This window comes from Pseudomonas sp. C9D1 (assembly GCF_056491235.1).
The window spans coordinates 121,359-141,062 of the sequence record NZ_JBSZIE010000002.1; the positions used below are offsets into that span (position 1 = coordinate 121,359).

At 61.6% G+C, this 19,704-nt stretch carries 18 protein-coding genes; 12 read left to right on the forward strand and 6 right to left on the reverse strand.

Features of this window, described 5'->3' with window-relative positions; translation table 11 throughout:
• Positions 1–82: 82 nt before the first annotated feature.
• Positions 83–520 (forward strand): phosphotransferase system, HPr-related protein, encoded by a 438-nt coding sequence (locus tag ACXI0U_RS08935; RefSeq protein ID WP_271657731.1) that lies wholly within the window; start codon positions 83–85, stop codon positions 518–520.
• Between the two features lie 145 nt (positions 521–665).
• Here ACXI0U_RS08935 and ACXI0U_RS08940 read toward each other — a convergent pair whose 3' ends face one another.
• Positions 666–1,343, reverse strand: coding sequence for a TetR/AcrR family transcriptional regulator (locus tag ACXI0U_RS08940; protein ID WP_021221859.1), 678 nt, complete (start codon positions 1,341–1,343; stop codon positions 666–668).
• A gap of 157 nt (positions 1,344–1,500) precedes the next feature.
• Here ACXI0U_RS08940 and phlG point away from each other — a divergent pair, with 157 nt between their 5' ends.
• A complete protein-coding gene (gene phlG / locus ACXI0U_RS08945) occupies positions 1,501–2,385 on the forward strand; it encodes a 2,4-diacetylphloroglucinol hydrolase (protein ID WP_374980933.1) in 885 nt (294 codons plus the stop codon).
• Between the two features lie 41 nt (positions 2,386–2,426).
• On the opposite strand, the gene ACXI0U_RS08950 is transcribed toward phlG, so the two are convergent.
• The gene (locus tag ACXI0U_RS08950) at positions 2,427–3,029 is read right to left on the reverse strand and encodes a TetR/AcrR family transcriptional regulator (protein ID WP_031288662.1); all 603 of its coding nucleotides are present in this window, start codon (positions 3,027–3,029) and stop codon (positions 2,427–2,429) included.
• 521 nt (positions 3,030–3,550) lie between these two features.
• Here ACXI0U_RS08950 and ACXI0U_RS08955 point away from each other — a divergent pair.
• From ACXI0U_RS08955 to ACXI0U_RS08980, 6 genes are all read left to right on the forward strand, one after another.
• Positions 3,551–4,633: a hydroxymethylglutaryl-CoA synthase gene (locus ACXI0U_RS08955; protein WP_479550072.1), complete on the forward strand. Its 1,083-nt coding sequence runs from the start codon at positions 3,551–3,553 to the stop codon at positions 4,631–4,633.
• Positions 4,634–4,662: 29 nt separating this feature from the next.
• Positions 4,663–5,859, forward strand: coding sequence for a thiolase family protein (locus ACXI0U_RS08960; protein WP_479550073.1), 1,197 nt, complete (start codon positions 4,663–4,665; stop codon positions 5,857–5,859).
• A 12-nt stretch (positions 5,860–5,871) separates the two neighbouring features.
• Complete coding sequence (locus tag ACXI0U_RS08965; RefSeq protein WP_044402896.1) at positions 5,872–6,312, forward strand: Zn-ribbon domain-containing OB-fold protein; 441 nt, start codon at positions 5,872–5,874, stop codon at positions 6,310–6,312.
• A gap of 204 nt (positions 6,313–6,516) precedes the next feature.
• Complete coding sequence (locus tag ACXI0U_RS08970) at positions 6,517–7,566, forward strand: type III polyketide synthase (protein WP_044402893.1); 1,050 nt, start codon at positions 6,517–6,519, stop codon at positions 7,564–7,566.
• 72 nt (positions 7,567–7,638) lie between these two features.
• Complete coding sequence (locus ACXI0U_RS08975; protein WP_416639422.1) at positions 7,639–8,901, forward strand: MFS transporter; 1,263 nt, start codon at positions 7,639–7,641, stop codon at positions 8,899–8,901.
• 5 nt (positions 8,902–8,906) lie between these two features.
• On the forward strand, positions 8,907–9,794 hold the full coding sequence (locus ACXI0U_RS08980; RefSeq protein WP_479550074.1) for a fumarylacetoacetate hydrolase: 888 nt from the start codon (positions 8,907–8,909) through the stop codon (positions 9,792–9,794).
• A gap of 240 nt (positions 9,795–10,034) precedes the next feature.
• On the opposite strand, the gene ACXI0U_RS08985 is transcribed toward ACXI0U_RS08980, so the two are convergent.
• Positions 10,035–10,973: an NAD-dependent epimerase/dehydratase family protein gene (locus ACXI0U_RS08985; protein ID WP_479550075.1), complete on the reverse strand. Its 939-nt coding sequence runs from the start codon at positions 10,971–10,973 to the stop codon at positions 10,035–10,037.
• 216 nt (positions 10,974–11,189) lie between these two features.
• Positions 11,190–11,687 (reverse strand): BRO-N domain-containing protein, encoded by a 498-nt coding sequence (locus ACXI0U_RS08990; RefSeq protein WP_479550076.1) that lies wholly within the window; start codon positions 11,685–11,687, stop codon positions 11,190–11,192.
• 627 nt (positions 11,688–12,314) lie between these two features.
• Here ACXI0U_RS08990 and ACXI0U_RS08995 point away from each other — a divergent pair.
• The 3 genes from ACXI0U_RS08995 to ACXI0U_RS09005 all read left to right on the forward strand — a co-directional run bounded on the left by ACXI0U_RS08995 (position 12,315) and on the right by ACXI0U_RS09005 (position 16,308).
• Positions 12,315–14,855 (forward strand): TIR domain-containing protein, encoded by a 2,541-nt coding sequence (locus ACXI0U_RS08995; RefSeq protein WP_479550077.1) that lies wholly within the window; start codon positions 12,315–12,317, stop codon positions 14,853–14,855.
• A gap of 358 nt (positions 14,856–15,213) precedes the next feature.
• Complete coding sequence (locus ACXI0U_RS09000; RefSeq protein ID WP_479550078.1) at positions 15,214–15,975, forward strand: hypothetical protein; 762 nt, start codon at positions 15,214–15,216, stop codon at positions 15,973–15,975.
• A gap of 60 nt (positions 15,976–16,035) precedes the next feature.
• Entirely contained in the window at positions 16,036–16,308 is a 273-nt protein-coding gene (locus ACXI0U_RS09005; protein ID WP_479550079.1) for a hypothetical protein, read from the forward strand.
• A gap of 68 nt (positions 16,309–16,376) precedes the next feature.
• Here ACXI0U_RS09005 and ACXI0U_RS09010 read toward each other — a convergent pair whose 3' ends face one another.
• Positions 16,377–17,960, reverse strand: a complete 1,584-nt coding sequence (locus ACXI0U_RS09010) for a rhodanese-related sulfurtransferase (RefSeq protein ID WP_479550080.1) — start codon at positions 17,958–17,960, stop codon at positions 16,377–16,379.
• Complete coding sequence (locus ACXI0U_RS09015; protein WP_431484444.1) at positions 17,957–18,565, reverse strand: cysteine dioxygenase family protein; 609 nt, start codon at positions 18,563–18,565, stop codon at positions 17,957–17,959. Before ACXI0U_RS09015 ends, ACXI0U_RS09010 begins: the two co-directional genes overlap by 4 nt.
• A 107-nt stretch (positions 18,566–18,672) precedes the next feature.
• Between ACXI0U_RS09015 and ACXI0U_RS09020 the strand changes: the two genes are divergently transcribed.
• On the forward strand, positions 18,673–19,593 hold the full coding sequence (locus ACXI0U_RS09020) for a LysR family transcriptional regulator (RefSeq protein ID WP_374980945.1): 921 nt from the start codon (positions 18,673–18,675) through the stop codon (positions 19,591–19,593).
• Positions 19,594–19,704: the final 111 nt, after the last annotated feature.

The window sequence follows — 19,704 nt, forward strand, 5'->3', positions numbered from 1 at the left end:
TGGAACACAGGCCGTCGAACAGCCTGAATCTTTGCGGGCATGGGTTGGTCCACCCTGAACACGCCAGAACAGGAGAGACACCATGAGCAGCAGCCAGCGCAAGCCCTATACGCCCCGCGAGATCGATGACATCGAGGACCGCATGGGCTCGATGGAGCAACTGGATTTCAGTGACCGCAAGGACGAGCGCCAGGGCAGGGTGGGTGACCTGCGTCCCGAGGAAGAGGTGGAGCGCGAGTTCCCCGACCGTCGCGTGCGTGAAGCCGGCATGAGCGGTGGCGAAACCCTGGGGCGCAGCCTGCACGAGGACGGTGTTTCAGCCGACGACCTCAGCCCCGAGACGCTGATCGATGAGAACGAGACCCGCACCGGTCGTGGTCAAGGCGGTGTGCTGCCGGCGGACAAGGACCTGTCGGTGGTGGATGGTGCCGACATCGGCGCCGGTGATGGCCTGGACGAGGCCGAGGAAGCCCGTGCGCGGCCGCTGGACGGCAAGCCCTGGGATGGCGAGGCGGAGTAGCCCGCAGACTCCGGGGAAGCCTTGCGTAGGATGGGTCGGGCGGCGTTCCGCGAGCAACGCGAAACCCATTCGGTGTCGACAACAGGACGTAGCCTGGGCTTCAGCCCGGGAACGCTCCTAGCCAAGCCCCGGACTAAAGCCCGGGCTACGGGGTCGTGGCCTTGCGGTGGTGCTCGCCGATCGCCGCGAGCCCGCCCAGGGCGTATACCAGCATGTGCTCCAGCAGCGGCTGCGGCTCCGTGTCGAGGCCGGGCAGCACGGTGGTGCTGAGGCTGTCGTGGGCGATCAGCAGGAACAGGCACGGCGAGAAGATATTCAGCGCGCTGCGCAGTACGGCCGGGTCGTCCTCGGGCAGGTTCAGTAGTTCGCCGATGATGCGGCGGGTGGCGCGTGCCTTGGGGAAAGACTCCTTCTTCAGGACGGCCGGCAGCAGCGGGGAGGGCGAGAGCAGCTCCCGCGCCAGCACCTTGGCCGGCCAGGCCAGGCGTGGGCTGCCGAGGCTGGCCAGCAGCTCGGTGATCAGCCGACGCAGCTTGTCTTCGCCGGAGAGTTCGCTGGCGGTCAGGGCTTCCAGGGTCTCCAGGGTCATGATGCGCTGGTGGGCTTCCAGCAGCACGGCGGTGTACAGGCCGTCCTTGCCCTCGAAGTGATAGTTCACCGCCGCCACGTTGGCCTGCGAGCGGGCGCAGATCTCCTTGCTGGTGGCATTGGCGAAGCCGCGTTCAGCGAAAACCTGGCCGGCGATCTCGAGAATCTGCTGGCGCGTGGCCTGGCCATCCTGGCGAGGCGCGCGGCTCGGGGCCTGCTGCTCGGTAGTTGTCATGGAGCCGACTCTTCTTGTCTTAGTTTAAATTCAAATTTGACTTTGCTTTTGGCCTGTCCTAGCGTCTCTGGGGCCGACATCGCCTTGCCTGGGCGGTGAGATATGTGATTCACCCGCACCTGGTCCTCATCGAACCCAACGATGCAGGTTAACTTCAATGCAAACACGTGTGATGGTGCCATTCAGTTATTTTTCCTTGCCCATGCAGAAGCAGTTCCTGCGCAATCGCGAGGCGATCCGCGGCAAGCCCTATGCGCGCTTCTTCAGTGGCGATATGCGCGTCCCGCTGTCCGCCATGCGCCTGCTGCAGCAGGGGCCGTTGCCCCTGGAGCAGACGCTGACCCCCTCGGTGGACGACATCAATCGCCTGCTCGACCCGGACTATGCCAGCGCAGAGGCCGGGTACGCCCTGCTGGACGGGCCGATGGCCTATGTCCAGAGCCGCAAGTTCTTTCCGGGCTGCACGGCGCAGATGTTCGAGTGGTGGTTCCTCTGGCATCCGCTGGAAGCCGAGCGCTACATGCTCTGGTTCCCTTATGCCCATGTGAAGAACCCCTGCCTGAACGCCCATAAGCTCTGTGACACCGACCGCTGCTTCAAGCACCGGCTGTATGGCAACAGCTTCTGCGCCACGGAATACGTCGGCTCGCGGCTGATGGACCTGAAGATCGACTTCCACGACCCGGCGGAGCTGGGCCTGGACCCGGCGTTGTACCGCGAGGCGAAGATCGATGGCAGCGTCAGCGCATTGATGAGCCTGGCCCAGGAGCCGGATGTGCCGGTGTCGCTAATGGTCCATTTGTTCAAGGAGACGGAGGAGGGGATGTGGCTGACCAGCCGTTACTGGGTCGGTGCGCATCCATCGATGGCGCGGTTCCCCGGGGCGGAGCGGGCGGAACAGCTGCTGGCGGGGCTGGGGCTGAATGCCGCCGGGCTGGAGGAGCTGGCGTTCGAGTTCGCGGTGCATGACCTGTGCGAGTTCAACCATCTGGCGAGCTTCCTGCCGGAACTCTACCGCGAGTTTTCAGGCCACCCGGCCTAACGCTTGAGCGACCCGCGATCCCTGCGGGTCTCGTTCTGGCCTCAAGCGGTGGGGGAGGCGCAGACACCGTTGATCAGCAAGTTGATGAAATCGTCGATGTCCTGTTCGGCACGCAACTGATCGGTGAGCAACCGGTACCAGCAGAAGCCGAAGATCATATCGAGCAGCAGATCCTGGTTGATGTCCTTCGGCAGCTCGCCGCGATTCACCGCATTTTCCACCAGGCGCTTGGGCACTTCCCGGCGCCGCTCCATGAACTGGTCCTTGAGCTCTTCGAGCGTCTCCGGGTCCAGCTGGGCTTCGGCGATGACGCTGCGGAAGGCCAGGCCGCAAATGGTTTCCCGCCAGATATTCCAGAGATTGTGCAGCAGAAAGGAGAGATCTTCGCGGAATGAGCCCAATTCCGGAAAGACCCTGACCTGCTCGCTTTCCTTCTCGTAGACCTCCGCAATCAGCGCGGCCTTGTTCCGCCACCAGCGATAGATCGTCGGCTTGCTGGCGCTGGCGCGTCGGGCAACGGACTCGATGCTCAGTCCGGCATAGCCGCTTTCCATCAGTATTTCCGTCGTCGATTTGAGGATGGCTTTGTGCGCATGCGGGCTGCGCAGCGAGCCGATGGAGCTCCTGGAGCGGGTTCGAGTCAAGGCAAAGTCCCCATAGAAAATGTATTGACAAACGGATTCTAAGGTATAGGCTCGTTTTTACGAAACGATACGGACCGTTTCGAGTAGTTATTCTGTAACAGAATCCCTCTTGAGATGAGGGGACCAGGTCGGTGGTCACATATCACAGGCAGATAGACCCTAGGCTACCGGTTTCCCAATCTCATAGGTAACGGAAGAAAAATTGTTTCCTAAAATAGATACGGTACGTTTCGTATCTTGTTGAGAGAGTAAGAAAGACCAGTAGATACCCGCGCAGTGCCTTCAAGGCCTGAGCCGCGCTGAAACAGCGTGCGCAAGCGCGAGACTTCGCGTGATGTACATCGGTGCCCGGGTGAAAGCGGACACCGTGGACGCGTGCGGCGAGCGAATGGAGTTCTCGCTCCCGACTATCAGAACAACAACAAGCAAGACTTTCTTTTCGAGGTGATTTGCGTGCTGCCTATCCCGGACGGCAAGGGATGGCTCGTCTCAATGAAAATGTGCTCAAGAGGATATAGACCGTGCAAAAGACAGGAATAGTCAGCTACGGCTACGGGTTGCCAGTGTGCCGCCTGAAAGTCGAGGACGTGCTTAGTGTGTGGCGCAATGCCGACCTGAGATTGGTCAAGGAGCAGTTAGGAATAACCGAGCGTGCGGTGCTGCAGCCGGACGAGGATGTCATCACCCTGGGTGCCCAGGCGGCACAGCAGGCGCTGGAGCGGGGCGGCATCGCCGAACTCGAAGCCCTTTATCTGGGCACCTGCACCAACCCCTATGAATCCCGCGCCTCGGCGGCAGTGATTCTGGAAATGCTCGGCAGTGGCTACGACGCGTTCTGCGCCGACGTCCAGTTCGCCGGCAAGTCCGGCACCTCGGCGCTGCAGATCGGCCACGCGCTGGTCGCCTCGGGCATGGCCCGCAACGCCCTGGCCATCGGCGCCGACACCATCAACCGCAACACCGCCCCGGGCGACCTCACCGAAGCCTATGCCGGCGCCGGTGCCGCCGCGATACTGCTGGGCCGCGACAACCTGATCGCCGAGTTCGACGGCAGCGTCTCCTGCGCCGCCGACGTCGCCGACAACATCCGCCCCCAGGGCGAACGCTACATCCGCTCCGGCATGGGGCTGGGCTCCGACAAGAACAGCATCGGCCTGGAAGAGCAGACCGCCCGCGCCGTGAACGGCCTGTTCAAGAAGCTCGGGACCTCCAGCAGCGACTACGACTACGTGGTGTTCCAGCAGAACCTGGTCTCGACGCCGTATTCGCTGGGCCGTCACCTCGGTTTCGAGGCGCGCCAGATCGAGCCCGGCATCTACGCCGGCAGCGTTGGCGACACCGGTTCGGCCAGCCCGCTGCTGGGGCTGATCAACGTGCTCGACCAGGCGCGGCCGGGCCAGAAGATCCTGCTCTCCTCGTATGGGTTCGGCGCCGGCAGCGATGCCATCGCGCTGACGGTCACCGACGCGATCCTCGCCTACCAGCAGCGCGCCAAGCCGCTGCGCAAGGTCCTGGAGAACAAGGTGTACGTGGATTACGGCACGTCGATCAAATACGAATTCAAGTATTTGCGCGCCGACTACGCCCTGACCGCCTACCTCTAGAACAGCCCGTACCTGCAAGGAGCACAACCATGACTGCACGTCGCGTTGCAATCGTGTCGGCCGCCCATACGCCGAAACCCGGCAACTCCCGCGTCCGGCAGACCTTCAAGGAAATGATCGTCGAGTCCGCCTACCAAGCCATCCACGCCGCGAAGATGCACCCGCGGGAGATCCAGGGTGTCGCCTACGGCTACCACGGCGAGGGCATTTCCGAATACGGCGGCCTCGGCCCGACCCTGTCCGACGCCCTGGGCATCAGCCCGGCGCCCACTTTCATGAGCACCGCCAACTGCACCAGCAGCTCGGTGTCGTTCCAGATGGGCCATCAGATGGTCGCCTCCGGGGAGTACGACATCGTCCTCTGCGGCGGCTTCGAGAAGATGACCGACCACTTCAACTACGCCGAGTACATCGGTTCGAGCACCGAGTGCGAGTACGACTACTTCCTCGGCATCTCCCACACCGATGCCTTCGCCCTGGCCACCGCCGAATACTTCCACAAGTATGGCTATGCCGGCCGCGAGGCGGACGTGCTCGCCAGCTTCGGCCGGCAGATGCGCATCTACGCCCACAACACCCCGGGCGCCACCCGCTTCGGCCAGCCGATTCCCAGCCTCGAGGAGCTCAAGCGCACCGAGGCCTGCGGCTCGATGCTGGCCTGGGGCGAGGCGAGCGGTTGCGCGATCCTGGTGGCCGAGCACCTGGCGCACAAGTACACCAACAAGCCGGTGTTCATCCGTGGCTGCGCCTACACCGGCGTGTCGCACTACTACGGCACCCGCTACCACAACCCGACGCTGAAGTACCCGGGCCTGCCCCAGGACGTGGGCATGGCGGTATCGGCCAACTCCATCGCCTGCGCCGAGCTCGCCTACAAGAAGGCCGGCATCACTGCCAAGGACATCGACGTCGCCCAGGTCTACGACCTGCTCGGCGCCGGGCTGATCCAGATGGAATCCATGGGCGCCTGCAAACCCGGCCAGGCCGGTGATTTCGTGCGCGAGGGCGGTATCGCCCTGGACGGGCAACTGCCGCTCAACACGGATGGCGGCAACATCGGTCGCGGTCACGCCTCGGGCGCCGACGGCATCCTCCACATCACCGAACTGTTCCGCCAGTTGCGCGGCGAGTCCCAGAACCAGGTCCCCGGGGCGCGCATCGCCGTCTCGCAGAACCTGGGGGGCTATGCCGCCCACAACTCGGTGATCGTCCTGGCCAACGACTGAGGAGTGTCGACCATGTCTCTCTACCCCGAACAGATCCACCGCATGACCACCGCCAGCATGCTCCGCGAATGGCGCGAGCACGGCGGCAAGTACCGGCTCGAAGGCAGCCGTTGCGACGAATGCCACGAGATCTTCTTCCCCCGGCGCACCGTCTGCGGCGCCTGCAACTCGCTGAAGGTCAGCGCCTACCGTTGCGAGCGCACCGGCCATATCGAAGTCATGGCCAACGCCGAGAACCCGATCCTCGCGGCCATGGGCTACGGCGAAGTGGTGCCCCGGCACATCGCCATGGTGCGGCTGGACGACGGCCTGGTGATCGCCTCCGAGATCGTCGACGTCGTCGACCCGGCCCAGCTCAAGGTCGGCGCCCGCGTGAGGATGGTGGTGCGCAAGCAGGTGCGTGAAAGCAACCTGGCCTGGCAGTACGCCTACAAGTTCGTACTCGACCACTGAGGCTCTTGCCGCGGGGCCCGGAAGGGCTCCGTGGCAGCTAAAACAAGAACGTCATTTTCCGGCGTGCGGTTTACGCCCTTTTCTCCTGCCGCTGCCCCCCGGGAAGTGCTGGCCCACGCCAGCGCTGACGGGCTTGGCTGTGCCTGAAGAACGGGTTCTTACCCACTGAATGAACAAATTTTGAACGATCAACGAGGATTCAACATGTCGACTCTTTGCCAGCCCCACGTACTGTTCCCGCAACACAAGATCACCCAGCAGCAGATGATCGAGCACCTTGAGAACCTCCACGGTGACCACCCGCGCATGGCCCTGGCCAAGCGCATGATCCTCAACACCGAGGTCAACGAGCGCCACCTCGTGCTGCCCATCGATGAGCTGGCGATCCACACCGGCTTCACCCACCGCAGCATCGTCTACGAGCGTGCCGCCCGCGAGATGTCCTCCGCCGCCGCCCGCCAGGCGCTGGACAACGCCGGCCTCAAGCCCGAGGACGTGCGCATGGTCATCGTCACCTCCTGCACCGGCTTCATGATGCCGTCGCTCACCGCCCACCTGATCAACGACCTCGGCCTGCCGAACTCCACCATCCAGCTGCCCATCGCCCAGCTCGGCTGCGTGGCCGGCGCCGCCGCCATCAACCGCGCCCACGACTTCGCCACCCTGAAGGCCGACAACCACGTGCTGATCGTCTCCCTGGAGTTCTCCTCGCTGTGCTACCAGCCGGACGACACCAAGCTGCACTCCTTCATCTCCGCGGCGCTGTTCGGTGATGCCGTCTCCGCCTGCGTGCTGCGCGCCGACGACGAGGCCAAGGGCTTCCGCATCAAGGCCACCGACTCGTTCTTCCTGCCCAAGAGCGAGCACTTCATCAAATACGACGTGAAGGACACCGGCTTCCACTTCACCCTCGACAAGGCCGTGATGAACTCCATCAAGGACGTCGCCCCGGTGATCGAGCGCCTCAACCAGGCCGGCTACCAGCAGAACTGCGCGCAGAACGACTTCTTCATCTTCCACACCGGCGGCCGCAAGATCCTCGACGAACTGGTCCGCCACCTGGACCTGCCGTCCGAGCGCGTCTCGCTCTCGCGCACCAGCCTCTCCGAGGCCGGCAACATCGCCAGCGTGGTGGTCTTCGACGTCCTGCGCCGGCAGTTCGACAGCTCCCCCAAACCCGGCAGCAAAGGCCTGCTCGCCGCGTTCGGGCCGGGCTTCACCGCCGAAATGGCACTCGGTGAATGGGCAGCCTGAGTACCCTCGGGCACGGTGGCGCGGGGTAACCCGCGCCACCTTTTTCGGCTCCTTAGAAGAGGAGGGCTGGCCATGCGCGAGCAGGCAAGCGACACGGGCTGGGATGCCCGCTACGAAACACGCATGGTGATCCTGCTGTCGCTGAGCTTCGGCCTGGTGGGGCTGGATCGCTTCATCATCCTGCCGCTGTTCCCGCTGATCATGCGCGACCTGCAGCTGGACTATCAGGACCTCGGCAACATCTCCGCAGCCCTGGCCCTCACCTGGGGCGTCTCCGCCCTGGGCATGGGCTGCCTGGTGGAGCGGCTCGGCGCCAAGCGCGTGCTGGTCGTCTCCGTGCTCGCCTTCTCACTGCTCTCGGGGCTCTCCGCCCTGGCCGGAGGCGTGCTCGGGCTCATCCTCCTGCGCGGCCTCATGGGCTTCTCGGAGGGTGCCTTCACCCCCACCAGCATCAGCGTCACCACCCAGGTCTCGCACCCCCGGCGCACCGGCTTCAACATCGGCGTGCAACAGGCGGTGTTCCCCATCCTCGGGCTCGGCCTCGGGCCGCTGATCGCCGCCGGCCTGCTGGCCTGGCTCGGCTCCTGGCGCTGGGTGTTCATCAGCGTGTCCATCCCCGGGTTCATCCTCGCCTGGTGGCTGCAGCGCACCTACCGCACCGTCCCCGCACCTATCCAGGCCGGGCAGGAGCGACCCTGGCGCCTGTGGCTCGCGGCCCTCGGCAGCGGCAACGTGCGGCGCAACATCGGCATCATGTTCTGCATCCTCACCTGCCAGTTCGTGCTCTGCGCGCTGCTGCCCAGCTACCTCACCGACCACCTCGGGCTGTCGCTGGAGGCGATGGCGCTGGTGATCTCGGCGATCGGCTTCGGCGGCTTCGTCGGCCAACTGATCATCCCCGGGCTGTCCGACCGCTTCGGGCGCAAACCGGTGGTGCTGCTCTCGTTCTGCGCCAGCGCCGCACTGGTCGCCACGCTGATCGTCACCCCCGCCGAGCCTTGGTTGCTGTTCGGGGTGCTGTTCTTCATCACCTTCTTCAACTTCAGCCTCATCTGCCTCACCGTCGGCCCGCTCACGGGCGAATCGGTGGCACCGCACCTGCTCACGGCGGCCACCGGCATCGTCATCGGCTTCGGTGAAATCCTCGGTGGCGGCCTGGCGCCGATCCTCGCCGGCTACCTCGCCACCCACCACGGGTTGCCATCGATCCTCTACCTGGCCCTGGCCGGCAGCCTCGCCGGCCTGTGCCTGGCGCTCGGGCTCAAGGAAGGCCGCGCGCAGGCACCCCGCGAAGCCACACCGCCGGCCAACGCCGCACTGCTTATTAGGGAGTAATTGAAATGGGCGACTACCTGAAAGTCCTCGACATCGAACACAGCGGCGGGCCGCGCATCGGCCTGCTGGGCGACGACCCTGCGCACACGGTGCGCGTCCACGGCGAAAGCAGCGGCCTCTACCAGACCCTGCAGGACTGCGCGCGCCGCCACCAGGACCACCTGGCGCACCTGCGCCACCTGCCGGGCCTGACCCAGACGCTGCCCGCCCTGCGCCAGGAAACGCGCCTACGTCCGCCCGCCATGCCCGACAATCCGCTGCTCACCCACGTCAGCGGTCTGCCGCTCGGGGCGCGGGATGATGCGGGCTGGTTCTACAAGGGCAACGGCCGCGTCATGCGCATCGATCGTGACGACCTGGAAGTGCCGTACCACGTGCAGGCCATCGCGGCGGAGGCCTGCCTGGTCTCCGTCTACCTGGTGGGGTCGCGGGGCCAGCTGCTCTATGTCGGCGTCACCCTCGGTCACGATCTGCACGACCCGTTGCAGGGGCAGTCCGCGCGCGCCCATCTGCTGGAATGCGCGGTGGCGTCGGAGCTGCTGCTGGGCGAACTGGACGAACCCCTGCACCTGCGGCAACGCATCGAGCGCAATGGCGCCTGCTTCAGCGAAACCCACCTGCGCCTGGGCCCGCAAGCCTGGCGCGCCTCGCGGGAAGCCGGCGAGGCCCTGTTGGAACAGCACCCGCAGTTCCTCCAGCCGGGCATGGTCCACTACCTGTTCAGCCGCCTCGACAGCGAGATCGTCGCCACCCACCTGCAGCACGGCGACTGCCTGGAGCTGAGCTGCCCCATGCTCGACATGCGCCTCGACAACCGCATCGTCGAAGAGGAGCTGCGCCACCTGCTCCCGCTCTCATCACGCCGCCGCGCGGGGCAGGGCAGAGCGGCCTGAGGCGGGGTGCATCCAACAAAAAACGCCGCATTCCCATGCGGCGTTTCTCATTCGAGTTCAAGTGGAAGAGCCGGCAGGATGAACGCGTGCCGTAGGGTGTGCCGTGCGCACCTCCGCTCGGTGCTTCCGGCGAGCTCCAGGTGCGCGCAGCACACCCTACGACCGGAGTGAATCACGACAGCAAACTTCTTCCTGGTGCTCGATGTTCCATGAGGGACGCAGGGGCGTTCGTTCGACTCCTCAGGCTGGCCGACCGTCCGCTCCGGTGAGCACCTGCTCGAGTCCCTGGCGATAGGTCGTCACCTCAAAGGTGGGGAAGCGCTGCTTGAACTTCGAGGAGTCGAAGAGATTGTCGTGCTCGTAGCGCGGCAGCAGCTCCCTCAGCTCGCGCACCTGGCGGGACACCAGGCCGGCGGCCAGCAAGGTCCACTTGCCGAGCACCTTATAGGAGGGCTCGCGGCCAACCCGCTCGGACGCCAGGGCCACGAACTGCCGGTAGGTCAGCCGGTCGTCATCGCAGGGCAGGTGCCAGGTCTGCCCGAAAGCATCCGGCGCATTGCCCAGGGCGGCCAGCGCGCGGCTCGCGTCCGGGGTCCAGATCAGGGTGCGCCGGGTGTCATCCCGCACCGGCACATGCGGCGTCTGGCCCGCCTTGAGTTTGTCGATGACCAGGGTGTTGGTGATGCTCTGCGTCTTGTCCGGGCCATAGAACTCAGGGGCCCGGCCGATAAGCACCGGGATCTCTCCCCGCGCCATCTCCTCCAGCACCATCGAAGCCATCTTCGCGCGCACCCGGCCTTTGCGGCCGACCGGCTCGAACGGCGTCGCTTCGGTCAGCGGGCGGGCGTCCTGCGGGTACATATAGGTGTTGTCGAAATAGACAAACCGGGCCTTGGCCGCACGGGTCGCCTCCAGAGCGTTCTTCAGCATCACCGGGAACTGCGTCTCCCAGAGCTGCGTATCCGGCGGCAGGCCCGCCGTGAAATACACGGTGTCGCTCCCCTCGACCGCCCTGGCCGCCTGCCCGGCATCCAGCAGGTCCGCCGGCAGCAGCGTATCGGCGTCATTGACCTTGCGCGGGCTGCGGCTCACCAGCCGAAGGTCCGTCGTATAGGCGCGGTTCAGCTCCCGCGCCAACTCCACCGCGATCTGGCCGGTGGCACCCAGGATGGTTTGCATGGGGTCTCCTCAAGTCCGTAGCGCGCCCGAAGACGAAGGGCACGGGGCGCTGGGTCGAACCCTAAGGTTCAAGTCCGGTTCAAGGTCAAGCCGCGCCGAACCGCCATTCACGGCCGGATTGGCGGAGATAAACATGCTGAATGGTAGTTGGCTGGCCAGCGGGTGCCGCCGAGGCCGGAAACGCCGCACCTCCATGCGGCGTTCCCGCTCCTGGCCCTAGAAGAACCGCTTCCAGCTAGGCCCATCACTCAGCGCCGGGTCATCGTGCGCCGCCATAAAGCGCGGCAGGTCCCGCCGCGCGATCCACAACTCCCCCTGCCAAAGCAGGGCCGCCACGCGCTGATTAGCCCAGGTCATCAGGATGCGCCGCGGGCTGGCATCGGCCTCGCGGTGGTAATCGTGCAGCGCAGGGATCACCTCATCGCTGATCCACTGGCTCAACGCGCAATGCTCCGGGTGCCCGAAGCGATACAACGCCCGATAAAGCCCGGCCTCGCTGATCAACTCCAGCTCTTCGCAGTGGCCACTGGCAAAACGCAGCGTCGCGAAACGGTGCTGGTGGGGATACAGGCGCTTGGTCAGCCGATAGGGGCGGGCGGCGGCGATCATCAGGGCGAAATCGATAGCGACGAACCAGGGGCGGTTGTCGATCATCACCGCGCGCAGTTGATGGCAGTGGCGTTGAAAGGTGATGGGGGTGGATGCGTCATGCATGGGCGTAGCTCCAATGTCGGTTAAGGAGCTGCCACCTACGTCGCTAAACGAAAGGGTGGCAGACCGCGCGGGGTTAGCGAACCGGAGACATTGGAATCCGGCAGACCCGAGGGTCTCCCCACGCGGTCCGCCATAGAGCGGTGCAGAAAAACTGCATGCGTGCCAATGCCTGCAAGAAACATCCGCCGTTTCTCGCATGCACCAGCTGGCGCAATCGCGCCAATGTCTTTCGGGTCGCTAAACCCGGCCACGGGATTGACCGTGGCGGGGGAAGGATAGGGAGGGGGAGGGTTTAGGGCAAGGGGTGGCTGCGGCTCTTAAGATCTAGTTTGGTGGCTAGCAGCGTCTTGCCATCCGAATCTTTGTTAACAGCTCTTGAGTACAGCGCTCTGACTGGTCGCTGATGGTATCTGGGAACCAAAAGTCGATGGAGTCGCTGACGCTGACGAGTTCCAAGGCGAGAGCATCCCAGAGCCTCCTAAGTGTGACTCTGAACATTTGAAGCGGAGTTGGTTAGCCCAAAAAAATGAAGAGACGGGGTTGTTGTTAATGTTTTTTTCTGAGATAACGCGCTAAGGGTTCTCGCGGAATCTTCACCCTATCATGAGATATTAAGCCGGAGGAGTTATGGCTCATCGTCTTCCAAAGGAGCGTGCGCGCCGGCAAGAAATAACTCAGACAAGAAACAGAAATAAAAACTTAGAAAAAGGACTTCAGATGATTAAGTGTTTTTTATCTCATAGCTCACTCGATAAGCCGTATGTTAGAGAGGTTTATGGGAAGTTGCGCAAAGAAAGTGTAGTGTTTGATGAGATGACCTTTGAGGAAGGTATGTCTCCATCTGAAGAGATTTTGTCTGGTCTCGATGAGACTTCACTTTTTGTTATATTCCTCTCCCATAACGCGCTAGAGTCGTCGTGGGTAAAGGCTGAGCTAAAAAAGGCGAAGGAAGGCGTCGAGTTGGGTTTGATTGATCGTATATATCCAATAATCATTGATGAAAATATTACTTATTCGGACAAAAGAATCCCCAAATGGATGAAAAAGGGGTTCAATATTCAACACATCCGGCAGGCCAAGGTTTCTGCGCGTAAAATTAACGCAAGAATGCGAGAGATCTCTTGGAAAACGCACCCCACACTTAAAGAAAGAGAGCAGATATTTGTTGGGCGAAATGATCAAATTAAACGACTGGAAGAACGTCTTGATGATTTGGCCTTGCCTACTCCGCAGGTGGTTATTGCATCCGGGCTTAATTCTATAGGAAGAAAGGCATTCCTTAAAAATGCGCTAAAGAAAGCGAACGTCACGAGGGAATCCTATGAATTCCCCCTGATCTCGCTGGAGGCAACAGATAGCATCGAAGATTTCATTTTAAAGCTTGATGACTTGGGGTTGTCTGAAAGCAAACCGTTAAAAAATGCTCTGCATACTCGTTTGGACAAGAAAATCCAATTAGCGCTTAACTTGGCGCGGGATATTGCAAAAGAAAAAGAGCGGGTGCTGATAGAGGATCGCGGGGCTATCATTCAATATAATGGCGAAGTCGTAGACTGGTTTGCAGCTATTATTGAACAAATGAAGGGCTCAGATCATGTTTTGTTTTGTATTTCAAGCAAGTTTAGAGCAGACAAGCGTATCGCTCGCCAGCATCCAGAATACTATATGGAAGAGCTTCCGGAGTTAGACAAGTCGGAGCGCGCCGGCTTGCTAAAAAGATACTCTAAATTTAAAAGGCTCGAAATTGAAAATAATGACCTTTTGTTTTTTTCTGACTTATTGACGGGCTACCCTGATCAGGTGATATTTACCGTTGACACTATTGCTGACTCAAGTGTTTTTGAGGCAAAGCGTAACTCTCATATAATTCAAGAGTACGCATCAGACAAAGCGCGCGTTATCGTGGAGCAGTATAGAGATAATCAGAAAGCATTGGATTTTTTATATCTGCTTTCAAAATTTGAATTTGTAAGTTTTGATTTCATTTTTGGGTTGGTGGGCGAGAGTGAGTATTATGAAATTTTAAATTCTTTCCTTATATCATCGGTGTGCGAGCGCCTAGGGGTTAATGGTGATTATGTTCGGCTTAATGAGGTGGTTCGTGACTATATTGCGCGAAATAGATTTGGCATGCCACTTTCATTTAGTGAGAAACTTAAGGAGTATGTGCGGGACTTTTTGGCAACCTATCAGGATGACAACAAAGATATATCCGAATATATCTTTTCCATGCAAGAGGCGCTGATTAGTGGTGCTGCTGTTGATGAGCGGATTTTAATTCCATCGTATTTCCTGAAAACCATTCGAAATTTATATGATGTAAGTAGAAGCTACAAAGAAGTTATACGGTTGTCGGACAGAGTGTTGCTTAATGAGGCCTATCTGCACAAAGATATTGTATTGCATATTCGATTTATGAAGTGCCAAGCTTTGGCTCGACTAAGAGAGGCGGACTTCTTTTCTGAGGTGAAGCATATACCAGAGCCGGACAACTCATTTCTTCACGGATTTTTCTATCGCATATCAGGTCAGCAGGAGAAGGCACTGGCCAGTTATCAGCGTGTATTGCAGCGTAAGCCGAATGATTTTAAAGCCAAAAGTGAAATCGTTCTTGTGTACATGCAAAGTGATGAACACGAATTGGCGTTTGATTTAGCAAAAGAGGTTTATGAAAGAATTCCAAATAACCCGTTAAATGCCAACAACTATCTGTCATGCCTTTTCTACAAGGATAGGCATGACGTGGATCGTGACTTGCTTGAAGAGATCGCACAAAAACTACAATCCAACTCTTCTAATCGCGCGCAGGAAATGTATTCTTCAGCAAGGGCAAAGATTCTGGCTAATTTTGACGGAGACCTGCACGGAGCATTTCAGCTCATTGAAGAGACTATTGCGCGGTATCCTGATGTAAACTACCCAGTTCTTACATTAGCAGATCTTGCAATTCAGCATAAGCAAATTTCGAAGCTGGAGCATGCGATAAAGTTATTGGATTCCACGGAAACTAGAAGCAAGCAAACTTACAGGACTTATATTCGATACAAGGCCACGTATTTAGCCATGAAAGGGCAGAAGAGTAGTGCGGTGGCGCTAGTAAACAAGGAGTTGGCGGGTATCAGGCGAGAGTCACTAACGAAACTTTGTGAACGCTTAATGGCCATGTAAGAGAGTAAGGCTGCGGACGCCTCCTTTGAGATTGAGAGGAGGCGTTCGTTGCTAAGCTTGGGCACGAACACCTAAATGGGTTTTAACGTTTTTGCGTCACCGCGACTATGTTATATTTTTTGATTTTTGCTAAAAACAAACTTTAGTCGCAGTCCAGTTGAAAACGCCGCTAGTAGTTTGCTTATACAGCTTTAGACACTTTGTGCGGAAATTTATTACTGAGTCGTCTATTTTTCCTAGCGGAGGGCGATGAACCATCCTGCTAGCCAGTACTCGATTCGATAACCATGCCCATCCAGACAAGGTCCTTTTCATTTAATGTCCTCGCATCCCCCAGATCCCTCACCAGGTCCCCATCGTGTTCAAGAAACTCAAAGGCATCCTCGGCATCCAGCCCAAACCCGCTGGTGAAAACAGCTACGGCGACCATCTCCGTGGTGGTGCGGACGAGACCTGGCCTGAGGCCCTGAACCGTTTCGAGTCGTTCTGCCGGAGCTTGCATGCGTTCTACGACGAGGAGGGGGAAACCTACGAGCTGTACTTCGACGAGTACTTCCAGGACGGCACGCTGTTCGAGTGGCCGGGCGCCGTATCCGACGAGGACCTGCTGAGCGCCGAGACGCAGTATGCGTTCGCGATGCCGGGGGAGCTGAAGGCGCTGTTCAGGAAGCGCTTCGCCATCTACGACGTCATTGCGGATCGCGGCCGCTGGGGTGACCGTCGCATTCTCGAGATCTACGGGCGTTCGACCTCGACCTCCTACCAATGCCTGCACGCGTTCTGCCCGGCGATCGCCTGGAACTTCGGCGATTACTTCGTCGAGGAGGAGTTGTCGAAGGAGCAGATCGAACACCTGAGCGCCAACTACTTCTGCTTCGGGCGCTGGTCGGACGATGACCACTACTGCACCTATCTCCTGGTGGACCGCCATGGCAACTACGGGCGGTTCCGCTTCCACACCGAGGACTATCCCGGCACCGTGCAGCGGCTCGAACCGCTGCTGAAGGGCCAGCCCCTCGATATGACGCTGGATGCGCTGATGGTGTGGGCGATCAACAATTCGATGGAGTACCTGCTCGAACGCAACGATCTGCCCAGCCCTTATGGGAAAGAGGTTTGAGGCATTCATTCAGGCGTTGCGAGGGGATTGTTGCACTGTGCCAAGAAGGGATGCAGCAGCATGACCGTAGCGATCATTGAGTTCAGGCAAATGCTTGCTGTTGGCCGACGCTATGTCGAGGGCGGCAGTACGTTGCCCGAGCTGTACAGCGTGGCGAAGGCTGCGGTGCATGCGACCCATTTCTGGGGGCAGTCACAAGCCCTGATGGATGTAACCATAGAGTGGGAGCATCGGATCAATCGATCCTGGGGTGGAGATGAGCGCATCCCTGCCTGCCTTGATGCTCAGCTCTGTGAATGGATACGACAGCAGCTCTATTTAACGTTGAGCTGATGAGTCCGCGTTTCTAGTTGGACGCTGCTGAGGCAGGTACTCCTGCAAGCACCTGCCTCGGCTGTCACTCAAACCACAAAGAACCCACTCGTCCCATCCCGCCCCAACTGCTCCACCAACCCAAACTCCCAATCAAGGTACGCCTGCATGGCCTCGCGCGGGTTGTCGGTGCCCTCGTAGGGGCGGCGGTAGCGGTCGATGCGCGGTGACAGTAGGCCGTTTTCGCCGTCTTCCACCGGCAGGCCGGCGTCGGCCCAGGCGGTGTTGCCGCCGTCGAGCAGGAAGGCGGGTTTTCCGGTGATGGCCGCGACTTCGTCCACGGCGAAGCGGGCCAGCAGGCCGCTGCCGCAGGTGAGTACGTAGCGTTCGGCCTTCGGAGCCGTGGCGAGGGCTTCGCGCAGTTGGGCGCGCAGCACCCAGCGGGCGCCGGGGATGTGGCGTTTGACGTGGTTGGCGCTGGTGGTGAAGTCGAGCACCGCCGTGTCGCCTTGCTCCAGCCAGGTGGCCAGGGTCTGCGGGGCGATGGCTTCGACCTGGGGCAGGCCGGGCAGGGCGGGACGCCAGGCGCCGCTCTCGCTGAAATCAGCTGCCGTGAGCCCGTCGAGCACATGCACCTCCCAACCCAGTTGTGCCAGCCAGGAGCCGGTCATGTTGGCGCGGGTGCCGTCGTCGTCGGCCAGGACGATGCGGGCGCCACGCACGCTGGCGTAGTGGTCGGTCTCCTGCACCAGTTGGCCACCGGCGACCCAGCGGGCGCCGGGCAGGTGGCCGGCGCGGTATTCCTCTTCGGTGCGCACGTCGAACAGGTAGGTGGTGCGGCCGGCCTCGGCGCGCCAGTCGTGCAGTTGCGCGAGATTGGCGCGGCGCACGCCGGCCTTGTCGGCCACGGCGCGGGCAGCCTGTGCGGCTTGTTCGCGGGTTTCAACGCTGACGTCGGTGAAGCGCCGTTGCTGGCCGTGCTCCAGTGTCTGCCCGGCCAGGGTCCAGCCGATGGTGCCGTTGCGCAGGGCGGCCACCGGGTTGGGGATGCCGGCGTTCACCAGGGATTGGGTGCCGATGATGCTGCGGGTGCGCCCGGCGCAGTTGACGATCACCCGGGTGCTCGGGTCCGGCGCCAGTTCGCGCACGCGCAGCACCAGTTCGGCGCCGGGCACGCTGATGGAGCCGGGGATGTTCATGGTCTGGTATTCGTCGAAGCGGCGGGCGTCGAGCACCACCACGTCGGCCTTGGCATCCAGCAGCGCCTTTACCTCTTCGGCGGCGAGGGAGGGCGTGTGGCGCTGGCTTTCCACCAGTTCGCCGAAGGCCTTGCTGGGTACGTTGACGTCGCGGAACAGCTCGCCACCGGCCTCGCGCCAGCCGGCGAGGCCGCCTTCCAGCAGGGCCACGTCGCTGTAGCCCAGTTGCAGCAGGCGTTCGGCGGCGCGCTGGGCCAGGCCTTCGCCGTCGTCGTAGAGGGTCACGGCGGTGTCGCGGCGGGGCACGCGGTCGAGCACTTCCAGTTCGAGCTTGGACAGCGGGATATTGGCCGCGAACAGCGGGTGCGCCTCGGCGAAGGGGGCCTCCTCGCGCAGGTCGATGAGGGCGACTTCCTCGTGGGCGAGGAGGGCGGAGCGGATGTCGGCAAAACGGCGAAGGGGGATGCGGCTCATGGCGCCAGGCTCTCTTTCGACAGGTCCCAGATATTGGGCAGGTGGAGGTTGGAATAACCGGAGATGAAGGGCTTCTCGACGCCGCCCTCGGCATAGACGGCGCGGCGCACCGCACCGATGTTGGCGCCGTACACGTGGATGCTGATGGAGGTGCGGTTCTCGAAGGCGTTGCGCACCTGGTGGATATCGCCCACCCGGGGCGACACGGCGACCACATCGCCGGGCTGCAGGGATTCCGCCGCGCCCTGGGGCCGCAGGCTGCCATCGGCGTTGCGGGCAAAGCCCTGGCTGAGTTCGGCACCGCGCAGCATGCCGATCAGCCCCCAGGTGCGGTGGTCGTGCACCGGGGTCGATTGGCCGGGCCCCCAGACGAAGCTGACGACGGAGAAGGCCTGGCGCGAGTCGGCGTGCAGCAGGTACTGCTGGTAGCGCTCCGGGCTGGGCTGGGCGTAGGCGTCGGGCAGCCAGTCGTCGGTGCTCACCAGGTCGCGCAGCAGCGCGGCGCCCTGGTCGAGTATCCGCGGCTCGTCCGGTGCCTGGGCGAGGAGGTCGGCGAGGTCGACGATGAAGCCGCGTAGCCGTCCGAGGTTGGGCGTTTGAGACATGGTTCCCTCGATGTCCGTGAGTGCGCAGCGGTAACCGCTACCGTGCCGGGGCAAAAGATATTATTCTTCTTGCGTATTCTTCCAGCCATTTATTATGCGAATAAAGAATGAAGATAGATGATATCGATGCATTCGTGGCCGTCATCCGCAGCCAGTCGATCAGCCAGGCGGCGGAGTCCCTGCAGCTCACCCAGCCGGCCATCACCCGGCGCGTGCAGAACTTCGAAGAGGCCCTGGGCGTCAGCCTGCTGGACCGCAATACCAAGCCGCTGAAGCCCACGCCCATGGGCATGCGCGTGTACGAGCAGTGCCGCTCGGTGCTGCGCGAGATGGACGCCCTGCGGGAACTGGTGCTGAGCGATTCCTCCCCCAGCGGCGCGCTGCGCCTGGGGGTGCCGCAGACCATCGGCGACGTGGTGCTGCTGGACGCCCTCAGCCAGCTCAAGGCCCTCTACCCGGACCTGCAGACCCAGGTCTCCACCGGCTGGGGCAGCCACCTGCTGGGCAAGATGGAGAACGGCGAGCTGGACGCCGTGGCGGCGCTGTTCCCGGCGGGCAAGGTGTTCCCCGAGGGCATAGTCGGGCGCTCCCTGGCGCGCATGGACCTGGTGGTGGTCGCAGCCAAGGGCGAGGTGCGCAAGCGCTCCTGCAAGCTCGCCGATTGCTACCAGCGCGGCTGGGTGCTGAACCCGGATGGCTGCGGCTTCCGCGCCGGCCTGCAACGCGCCCTGAGCGACGAGGGGCTGTCGCTGCGCATCAACCTGGAGACCTTCGGCACCGAGCTGCAGCTGGGGCTGATCGCCAATGGCCTGGGCTTCGGCCTGGTGCCGCGCCCGCTGCTGGAGAACAGCCGCCACCGCGAGCGCCTGGAGGTGGTGCCGGTGAGCGACTTCAAGCCGGTGATCGACCTGTGGCTGATCCACCCGCGCTTCCTCGGCAACCTGCAGGCGCCGGTGGCGCTGTTCGGCGAAACCGTGGCCCAGCGCGTGGCGCACCAGGCGGAGGAGGGGGCTGCGGCAGGCCCATAACCAAAGCATCTTGCATGTAACTGCATTGGTTAGATGCGCAATTTGTATATTAGATTAGAACCAGATCGAATTTCACGGCAGTTTTTTAGATGGATAGCATGTGGGTCAAGC